The sequence below is a fragment of the Methylobacterium sp. WL64 genome, from assembly GCF_008039945.1.
Classification (GTDB): domain Bacteria; phylum Pseudomonadota; class Alphaproteobacteria; order Rhizobiales; family Beijerinckiaceae; genus Methylobacterium.
Window position 1 is genome coordinate 1 of sequence record NZ_VRVA01000195.1, and the last position, 6,359, is coordinate 6,359.

At 65.8% G+C, this 6,359-nt stretch carries 7 protein-coding genes and 2 pseudogenes; 7 read left to right on the top strand and 2 right to left on the bottom strand.

Annotated elements, in window-relative coordinates:
• From FV242_RS32110 to FV242_RS32130, 5 genes are all read left to right on the top strand, one after another.
• A partial coding sequence (locus tag FV242_RS32110) for a CsbD family protein (RefSeq protein ID WP_306440339.1) occupies positions 1-384 on the top strand: 384 nt, incomplete at its 5' end.
• An 82-nt stretch (positions 385-466) separates the two neighbouring features.
• Entirely contained in the window at positions 467-769 is a 303-nt protein-coding gene (locus tag FV242_RS32115; RefSeq protein ID WP_187278658.1) for a hypothetical protein, read from the top strand.
• 30 nt (positions 770-799) lie between these two features.
• Positions 800-1,972, top strand: a complete 1,173-nt coding sequence (locus tag FV242_RS32120; RefSeq protein WP_187278659.1) for a chromosome partitioning protein ParA — start codon at positions 800-802, stop codon at positions 1,970-1,972.
• Positions 1,973-2,018: 46 nt separating this feature from the next.
• Positions 2,019-3,011 carry a mechanosensitive ion channel family protein gene (locus FV242_RS32125; RefSeq protein WP_147941763.1) on the top strand — a complete coding sequence of 331 codons (993 nt, stop codon included), beginning with the start codon at positions 2,019-2,021 and terminating at the stop codon, positions 3,009-3,011.
• A 75-nt stretch (positions 3,012-3,086) separates the two neighbouring features.
• The gene (locus FV242_RS32130) at positions 3,087-3,962 is read left to right on the top strand and encodes a transglutaminase family protein (protein WP_147941766.1); all 876 of its coding nucleotides are present in this window, start codon (positions 3,087-3,089) and stop codon (positions 3,960-3,962) included.
• A 213-nt stretch (positions 3,963-4,175) separates the two neighbouring features.
• On the opposite strand, the pseudogene FV242_RS32135 reads toward FV242_RS32130, so the two are convergent.
• Positions 4,176-4,493: pseudogene (locus FV242_RS32135) on the bottom strand (DDE-type integrase/transposase/recombinase); the annotation flags it as partial.
• Positions 4,494-4,590: 97 nt separating this feature from the next.
• On the opposite strand from FV242_RS32135, the gene FV242_RS32140 reads away from it, so the two are divergent.
• Positions 4,591-4,770, top strand: a complete 180-nt coding sequence (locus FV242_RS32140; RefSeq protein WP_147941764.1) for a hypothetical protein — start codon at positions 4,591-4,593, stop codon at positions 4,768-4,770.
• 24 nt (positions 4,771-4,794) lie between these two features.
• Here FV242_RS32140 and FV242_RS32145 read toward each other — a convergent pair whose 3' ends face one another.
• On the bottom strand, positions 4,795-5,292 hold the full coding sequence (locus FV242_RS32145; RefSeq protein WP_147941765.1) for a DUF305 domain-containing protein: 498 nt from the start codon (positions 5,290-5,292) through the stop codon (positions 4,795-4,797).
• Positions 5,293-6,140: 848 nt separating this feature from the next.
• Here FV242_RS32145 and FV242_RS35225 point away from each other — a divergent pair.
• A pseudogene (locus FV242_RS35225) lies at positions 6,141-6,359 on the top strand (hypothetical protein); the annotation flags it as partial.

A 6,359-nucleotide genomic window follows, 5' to 3' on the forward strand; every position in this document is an offset into this window, starting at 1 on the left:
CCACAACCCAGGAGAAGAAAAATGGATGAGAACCGCATTACCGGCGACGCGAAGGAATTTGGCGGCAAGGTCCAGGGCGTCGTCGGCGATCTGACCGGCGACCGGGAAACCCAGGCCAAGGGCGCGGCCAACGAGGCCAAGGGCAACGTCGAGAACCTGTACGGGCAAGCGAAGGATGCCGTCCGTGACGTCGCCGACCAGGCCGGCGATTTCGCTCAGAACACGGTGAGGCAGGGCCGCGACGCCTTCCCCGACGCCGAGCGCGCTTACCGCCAGGGTGCCGACATGGTGACGAGCTACGCCAAGGAGTCCCCGCTGATGATGGCCGCGATGGCCGGCGCGCTCGGCTACCTCCTCGCGATGGTCGTCCACGGCCGCCGCTGAACGGTCTACGTACTGGGCTACGATTACGACAGGCGCGGTTTTCGGCCGGGGACGAGACGGTGGAAACCCTCAGATGCCAACCATGTGCACGCTGATTTATGACGGGTCCAACGACGATCGCTGGTATCTATGTCGCGGTGACGACCCCGCGGACGTGTACGTCTTCCATGAGCCGAACATGCTCTCCGGCAGGAGGTCGTCCCGCATCGAGCTCGCGGCTTTCTTCGCCTCGGCGAACGGATCCCCCGAACACCACGCCCTCCTCGGCATGATCGGCTCCCTGGTCAGGACGGATCGTGGCGGTCTCGCGTTGAGCACCCCCACCCCCGAGCTGGGGGCCGTCGGTGCCGAACCGACGCCCGGCGAGGCCGCCACTTCGCCCTGACCCGTCCCCTCCCACACCCACGAGACCGCCATGGCCATCGACTACCGTTCCGAACTCCGCAGGCCCCTCCCGTTCAGCCTAGCCGTTGTGGCGGCGGTTCTCATGGTCTGGCTCGTCGTCGCCTCCATCGCCGGTGGGCGGCAGAGGACGGTGCGGGACCACCGCATCCAGGACCTAGAAACGCGGCAGGTCGCAATGCAATCGGATCTCGATCAGCAGCGGGCGGCGGCAGGGACCCTCGACGAGCTTAAGACAAGGATCGCATCGGCCCAGCAGCAGGAACGGGACATCACTCAGGCCGGGGAACAGGCCAAGTCGAAGGCGGCGAGTTTGGCGACGGAACAGCAATCTGCCGAGCGCGAGGCCGCAGAGGCCAAGGCCATCGCCGACGCCGAGGCCAAGAAACTTGTCGACCTGCAGGCGCAGGTGACCCAGGCGGAACAAAAGCTCGCGCCGATGAAGGAAGCCACCACCGCGGCTGAGCAGTCGGCGTCGGCCAGGACCAAGGAGCTCGCCGACGTCGGGCGCCGCCTTGAGGAGACGCGCCAGCAGGAGGCCAAGCTGCGAGCCGACATTGCTGCAATGTCTCAGGAAGCGACCGCCAAGACCGCCGATCTCGCGAAGGCTGAGGAGAGCCAGCAGAAGGCCCGTGAGGGTTCGGCAGCGGCCCAGAAGGCGCTCGCCGACGCCAGAACCGCAGCCGAGCAGGCGACAAAGCAGCGAGACGAGATGGAGCAGGCCATCGCCGGCCTAAACGCCACCAGGGACAAGCTTACCGCCGAGATCACTCACGCCGGCCAGCAACTGCAGCAGTCCAAGGACGGACTGGCGTCGGCCCAGAAGGATCTCGCCACGGCCCAGGCCGAGCGGGACCGAGTCATTTCCGAGCGTGGGCAGGCAGAGCAGGCTATCCAGAAGCTGTCGGTCGACCGTGACGGCGCTACCGCGGCGGTTGAGGTTTTGCGCAAGCAGCAGGCCGACGCCCAGGCGCAACTCGCGACGCTGACCGAGACGCTGGCCGGGCGCAACAAGGAGATTGCCGCCCTCGAAGATCGCCTCGCGACGACACGCCAGGAACTCGCCATGGCCCAGGCCAAGCTCGTGGAAGCCCGGCAGGTGCTCTCGGACCAGCCACCGGCCATGACGGTCCATCCGGTTGCACCCGAGCCGCAGACGCCCGCCCCGTCACCGAAGGCGAACTGATCCGACTGGGACGTCGACGCGCCTCGACTACAAGAAGGACGAAGACTTGCATTTCCTCGGAATCGATTGGGTCGGCGTCAACGCCGAGAACGGGCGGAAACTCGTCCTTTCGCTCGTGTTCATCGCGGTGGTCGTCGGCGGTGGCATGGGCCTGCGGGCGCTGGTCGGGCTGGTCCTGACCCGGACCGACCATTCCACCCTTCAGACCAAGTTCTGGACGCGTCAGGGCATTAGCCTTGTCGCGGCGGTGCTGCTGGTCCTCGGCCTGCTCTCAATCTGGTTCAACGATCCCGCGAGGCTCGCCACCGCCTTCGGACTGATGTCGGCCGGACTCGCCTTCGCCCTTCAGCAGGTCGTCACCTCACTCGCCGGTTACTTTGTGATCCTGCGCGGCTCGACCTTCACCGTGGGCGACCGCATCACCATGGGCGGCGTGCGCGGCGACGTTCTCCGCCTTGGCTTCATCCAGACCACAATCATGGAGATGGGCCAACCGCCGGCCGTCCAGGGAAGCAGCCCTGCCATGTGGGTGCGGAGCCGCCAGTTCACCGGCCGCATCGTCACGGTGAGCAACGCGCAGATCTTCTCCGAGCCGGTGTTCAACTACACCCGCGACTTCCCGTTCATCTGGGAGGAAATGTCCATCCCAATCACCTACGAGGCGGATCGCGCTAAGGTCGAGGCGGTCATGCTCGCGGCGGCGAGGCGGCATGCCCTGGACACGAATGCCATGACCGGTGACGCCAAGGCAAGCCTGCAGGACCGCTTCGGGGTCGACCCCATCGACCTGGAGCCACGCGTGTTCTTCCGCATAACCGACAACTGGCTGGAGCTGACGGTCCGCTTCATCCTCGGCACCCACCAGATCCGAGGGGCCAAGGACGCGATGAGCCGCGAGATCCTGGTCGGGCTGGACGACGCGGGCATCGGCATCGCCTCGGCCACCTACGACATCGTCGGGCTGCCTCCGGTCGAGCTCGCCGGCCGGCGACGCGCCGCACGGACCGATGCCGTCGCCTCCCCGAAAGCAGCCGAATGACACGTCGGAGGCACACATGATGCAGGTGGCTACAGACCGCCGTTGAAGCGTCGACGGGCGACGCGGAGGACGACCATCAGGATACGTACCGGTTACACCATCGGTTACGACACGTTCGGGCCGACGCCGATCATCTACCAGCTCGACGTCCATCCCTCGCGGGCGCATGACCTTTTGACCTCGGATGAGATGCGGGTCGACCCGCCGGTTCCGATCCGAAAGTACACCGACAGGTTCGGCAACATCTGCGTGAGGCTGCTCTCGCCGGGCGGTCGGATTACCGTCTCGGCCGACTTCCTGATCGCGGATACCGGCGAACTGGACGCCTACGCCCCGGATGCGCGCCAGATCCCGGTACAGGACCTCCCGGACGAGGTGCTGATCTACCTTCTCGGGTCGCGCTACTGCGACACTGACAAGCTCGCCGGTACCGCGTGGTCGCTATTCGGCGGGGCGCCCGAGGGCTGGGCGCGGGTCGCGGCCATCGTGACATGGGCGCACGAGCGCATTCGGTTCGACTACCAGCTCGCTGACGCGACGCGGTCCGCGTTCGACGGGTTCAACCAACGCGTCGGCGTCTGCCGCGACTTCGCCCACCTCGCGGTGACGCTGTGCCGGTGCATGAACTTTCCGGCGCGCTACTGCACCGGCTACCTCGGTGACATCGGCGTTCCAGTCGATCCGAACCCGATGGACTTCTCGGCCTGGTTCGAGGTGTTCCTCGACGGTCCAGAGGGGCCGCGATGGTACACCTTCGACGCCCGCCATGACGCCAGGCGTATCGGACGCATCGTCATCGCCCGCGGCCGGGATGCCACGGACGTCGCCATTTCGACGAGCTTCGGCACGGCGCTGCTGGCGCAGTTTGACGTGCACACCGTGGAGGTTGCCGACGATGCCACGACGGAGCCCCATTCCGGAGCTAGATCGCGGGCCTCGTCGGAGGCTTGAACCGCGGTGACGCCGGAACTCCATCTGACGGCCGGTCCGCGTCGCGTGCGAACCGCCGGTGGGCTCGCTCGCAATCGATGGAGGGACGGTCCTTGATCCCCGGCACCACGTCCCGCACTGTCACGCCTGGCGAGGCCATCGCGCTTTGGCATTTTAGATGGGCTTGTCGCAAACTCGGATCTGAGGCGCGGAATAACCTTTTCCGTCCCACTTTCACGCTTTGTTCGCCTGAGAAGATCCGAAGCAGAGCGCGAGTAGCTGGTTCTGCTCGCGCACCGTCCATGCGCCAGCGAACCCGAAGCCCTTGCGCAGCCAGAGCATGGCCTCGCAGCCCTGGATCGTACGCTGCGCCGTGTTGAACGAGCGGAAGCCGCCTACCCGCGGCATCGATCGCTTCACCCGGAAGTGGTCGCTTTCGATGCCCTGCTGCAGATGCTTGGTGACGTAGTGGATCGGTACGCGGGGCAGCAGGCCCGCCTTCCGGCTCTCAGCGATAGCCGGCGGGTACGGGCCGGCGCCATCCGTGCCAATGATTGCCAATCGTGCAGGATCTGCGACGTTGAGGGATGATGCCGGGCGGGTCATCTGGTCCGTACGACGTGCCGGTGTCACTGGGAGCGGCATGGCCATGACCGAGATCGACAAGCCTCACGGTGTGAGCGTGGTGCCGCCCACGGTTCCGATCCGCAACGTCAACGTGCCGGACCCAACTGCAGGCAGCGAGCCCGAGAGCAAGGACGCGGTCGACGAGACTTCCGGTCACGAGGCCTTCGAGAAGGCCAAGGCGGAGTCCGAGCAGAGGAAATAGCCGGGACGGCTAGGGCGCCGACGCTCAGCGAATGCCGCCTCCCGGAGCCCACGACTGACCCACTGCCTCGGTGCGGGTCCCCGCCTCGCTCGACAGGCTCCGGTATGAGTCGGCGCCCATGATGTAGGACGGCTGACCGCTTGGCCGCGTTGCGACCCCGTGCTGCTCGAGCCACGCCTGCATTTGAGCGATCTCGCGTTGCTGCTCCACGATGATCGACTCGGCAAGCTGACGGCTCCACGGGTCCTTAGCGCGCTTCATGGCGACCTTGGCCATGTCGATCGCCCCTTGGTGGTGCGGGATCATCTGCAGGCGGAAATCGACGTCCGGATCGCCTGTGTAGGGTACGGCCATGTTCCGCATCATCTGCTCGTGTGATGCCTTGAACTCGCGTGTTGCAGGTGTATCGCCGCTTTGCGGGCCAGCATGGCCCATATGCATGCGATCGTGGCTCTGAGCGATCGCGCTCCCAACCAACGTCGCCGCGAGTCCTGCGCCTATCAGCCAGACGAGTTGCCGCATGCTTGTCCCCATCACTTACGTGTCGGGCCGCGACATGGGGCCTCCCACAATGGGAAGGTCAAGCGACGCGCTCGACGAGGTCGAACTAGCCACCCCAGGATGCCGGCCTTTTTCTATGGATCGTAGGTCTGGTCGTGCCGCCCGGGCATGGGCTCAAGATGGTGCCCGCCCTGTCGAGTGACGAGGTCCCATGAGGGGGGCACGAATGGTGCTCATCCGGAACAGCACAGGGGCGCGGAGGCGAGGTTGTTTCGCCTACAGACCAAGGCACCCGTAGTCACGGATCGGGCCGGGCAAGCCGATCCGCACTGGGGTGCACAGGTGTGCAGAGAACATCTTCGAGTGTTTCCGAACAGGCGCGAATGTTTGGGAACGAGGGCGCTGCTTCGGCCTGTTGCACGTCGCTGCGATCGGCTTCGGGTCGAGGGCGTAAGTCGCAGCGACCGAGGTGCTGGCAGCTTCAGTGCGTGTGGTGTGATACCCAAAACTTATGGCACCCAGCTGGCAAACGCGCTGGCACCGACTGGTACCCGATGGCCCTTTGAAACCCTACGGAACTTCAGCTTCTTAGGCGTGTATTCGAGGCTGGCTCAGCCGCCCTGCTGAGAACGACGAAGTGAGTTTTGCGGCATCCTCGCGGCCTTCTGCCAGCGATGTCGAATGATCCACAATTGGCCAAAGCATCAGAGGCGGCGCTGGCGGACGCTGTTCCGCCGCAATGCGATTAGTCACCTGTTTGGCGGACCATATGCACGACTGCAACTCTCCATATCTCGGGCGTGACCAAGCAGGTCACCGGCCGTTCATGCGCTCGCGAGCCCTCTGAGGGACTGCTTCACGGAGGCCATATGCGTGCATTCCTATCGGGTGCTGCCCTGCTCGTCCTCGCGACGGTCGGGGTCGCAGCGCAGCCCTACGACGACCGGCGACCACCCCCGCCTTCCGATGAGGACTACGACCGGCCCCCGCCGCCGCGCGAGCGCTTCCGGCCGCGGCCACGCGACGACTTCGACAACGACGGGCCGCCGCCCCCGTCACATCGCCGTGGGCCACCCCCGGGCGATTTC